The organism is uncultured Marinobacter sp. (assembly GCF_963974375.1).
In the GTDB taxonomy this organism is placed as follows: domain Bacteria; phylum Pseudomonadota; class Gammaproteobacteria; order Pseudomonadales; family Oleiphilaceae; genus Marinobacter.
The window spans coordinates 1-2227 of sequence record NZ_CAXBDN010000411.1 but is presented as its reverse complement, the minus strand read 5'-3'; the positions used below and the strand labels follow the sequence as shown (position 1 = coordinate 2227).

Here is a 2227-nt window from a genome sequence, read left to right as displayed (position 1 = left end):
CCAAACCTTCGCCACCGCGCCTTGCTCTCAAGGCTCTCAATGGCTCAGTAGGTCAGAGAATTGACCAGACGGGACACTAGATGCGCATGGCGCCATCGACTTCGATCATGCGGCCCGACAGGTAGTCGTTCTCAAAGATGAAGGCGGCAGTCTGGCCGATTTCTGACGGCTGACCAATGCGCTTCAGGGGGATGCCTGAGGCCATTTTTTCCAGCGACTCGGGCTTCATGGAGGCCACCATCTCGGTGGCGATGAAGCCCGGGGCAATACCCATGGCGCGAATGCCGTAACGGGACAGCTCCTTGGCCCAGGTCACCACCATGGCGGCAACGGCGGCCTTGCTGGCGGAGTAATTGGTCTGGCCCATGTTGCCGGCCCGGGAGATGGAGCTGATGTTGATGATAACGCCCTGATCGCCGTTTTCGATCATGCGGGTTGCCGCTTCGCGACCGCAGAGGAATACACCGGTCAGGTTGACATCCATAACGGCCTGCCATTCCGCCAGGCTCATGCGTTTTTCGATCTTGCCGTCTTTCGCTTTCACCAGCATGCCGTCGCGCAGAATGCCGGCGTTGTTGATCAGACCGTTAAGCTTGCCGAAATCCGCCTGGATGGCCGCAAAGGTTTTCTCCACTTCATCTTCTTTTGCCACGTTGCAGACATAACCTCTGGCATCGCCACCGGCTGCCTTGCAGGCGGCGACCGCTTCGTCCAGCTTTTCCGGCATCAGATCGATCAGTGCCAGAGTGGCGCCCCGGGCGGCCAGATGCTCGGCCATGGAACGACCCAGGCCCTGGCCACCGCCGGTAATTGCGATCACGGAATCTTGAAGTTTCATGGTTTGCCCTAATCTAAGTGTTTTAAGGACCGGCGAGTATACCAGAGGATTTTTTTGATGCGGAGTTCGCGAAGGCATCGGTCAATATCACCTAATTGCTGACAGGAGGCACCCGTTGCCTGTTTTTCTTTTTCTGTTCATTGCGCTGCCGATCATCGAACTGGTGGTTCTGATCGAAGTCGGCTCGGCAATAGGGGCCCTCAATACCATTGGCCTGGTGTTGCTGACTGCCATTATCGGCGCGGCGCTGCTCAAGAAGCAGGGCCTGGCAACGCTGACCCGGGCCAATCAACGCATAAACAGCGGTGAAATTCCGGCCCGGGAAATGGCGGAGGGTCTTATTCTGGCATTTGGCGGGGCGCTGCTGCTGACACCGGGATTTATTACCGATGCCGTAGGCTTTCTGTGCCTGCTTCCCGGCTCCCGACACTGGCTGGTGAGTCAGGCCATGAAACGGATGGTGGTTCAGGGCCAGAGTTCCGGGTTTTTCTTCAGCGCCGGGGGATCCGGGCCGTTTGGCGGGCAGGGCCCTGGTGGCCGCCGTACCGGGCGAGATGCCGATGGAGACATCATCGAGGGTGACTACCGGGATGAAACCGGTCGTGACCACGATCGCATCGAAAAAAAGTGAAAATTTTTCAGCAGCAGGTGTTGAAAACCTGAAGGCCACCCCCATTAAGGTCTCACAAGTTCGCTGCGGGCAAATAATCCGCTGCAAAACAGACGGTTATAGGCCCCGGCTTTTAACGCAACGTCATTGCCAAAGACAACCTGACATTGGAGATAGAGCAATGAAAATTCGTCCGCTACACGATCGTGTTGTAGTACGCCGTAAAGAAGAAGAAGAGAAAACCGCTGGTGGCATCGTTCTGCCCGGCAATGCCAAAGAGAAGCCCTCACAGGGCGAAATTCTCGCAGTTGGTAATGGTCGTATCCTCGAAAATGGCGAAACCCGCGCATTGGCGGTGAAAGTTGGCGATACCGTAGTTTTCGGTCAGTACGCCGGCAATACCGTCAAGGTTGATGGTGAAGAACTCCTCATCATGAGCGAAAACGACATCTACGGTGTGCTGGAAGGCTGAAGGCTCCGGCAACCGGAACAACGCATTCAACCGGATTGTTCGGTGTGAATGGCGAACGATTTGGTTAACACGAACAGGAATAAAGAACTATGGCTGCTAAAGAAGTTAAGTTTGGTGATAGCGCACGCAAGCGCATGGTTGCAGGTGTCAACATACTGGCCGATGCGGTCAAGGTTACCCTCGGTCCCAAGGGCCGGAACGTGGTTCTGGAAAAGTCTTTCGGTGCCCCTTCAGTAACCAAAGACGGCGTTTCTGTGGCCAAGGAAATCGAACTGGAAGACAAGTTCGAGAACATCGGCGCCCAGAT

At 55.8% G+C, this 2227-nt stretch carries 4 protein-coding genes; 3 read left to right on the top strand and 1 reads right to left on the bottom strand.

Going from position 1 to position 2227, the window contains the following annotated elements; all coding sequences use genetic code 11:
- Window positions 1-76 precede the first annotated feature (76 nt).
- On the bottom strand, window positions 77-838 hold the full coding sequence (locus AAC035_RS20830; protein WP_339807032.1) for an SDR family oxidoreductase: 762 nt from the start codon (window positions 836-838) through the stop codon (window positions 77-79).
- Window positions 839-953: 115 nt separating this feature from the next.
- On the opposite strand from AAC035_RS20830, the gene AAC035_RS20825 reads away from it, so the two are divergent.
- From AAC035_RS20825 to AAC035_RS20815, 3 genes are all read left to right on the top strand, one after another.
- On the top strand, window positions 954-1469 hold the full coding sequence (locus tag AAC035_RS20825; protein ID WP_339807031.1) for an FxsA family protein: 516 nt from the start codon (window positions 954-956) through the stop codon (window positions 1467-1469).
- Between the two features lie 160 nt (window positions 1470-1629).
- The gene (gene groES, locus AAC035_RS20820) at window positions 1630-1920 is read left to right on the top strand and encodes a co-chaperone GroES (protein WP_339807033.1); all 291 of its coding nucleotides are present in this window, start codon (window positions 1630-1632) and stop codon (window positions 1918-1920) included.
- A gap of 89 nt (window positions 1921-2009) precedes the next feature.
- On the top strand, window positions 2010-2227 hold a 218-nt coding region (locus AAC035_RS20815), incomplete at its 3' end, for a TCP-1/cpn60 chaperonin family protein (protein ID WP_339807030.1).

What these genes read in the sequence shown, in the direction of transcription:
- groES (WP_339807033.1), top strand. Translation starts at nt 1,630, where the DNA reads ATGAAAATTCGTCCGCTACACGATCGTGTTGTAGTACGCCGTAAAGAA.
- AAC035_RS20830 (WP_339807032.1), bottom strand. Translation starts at nt 838, where the DNA reads ATGAAACTTCAAGATTCCGTGATCGCAATTACCGGCGGTGGCCAGGGC.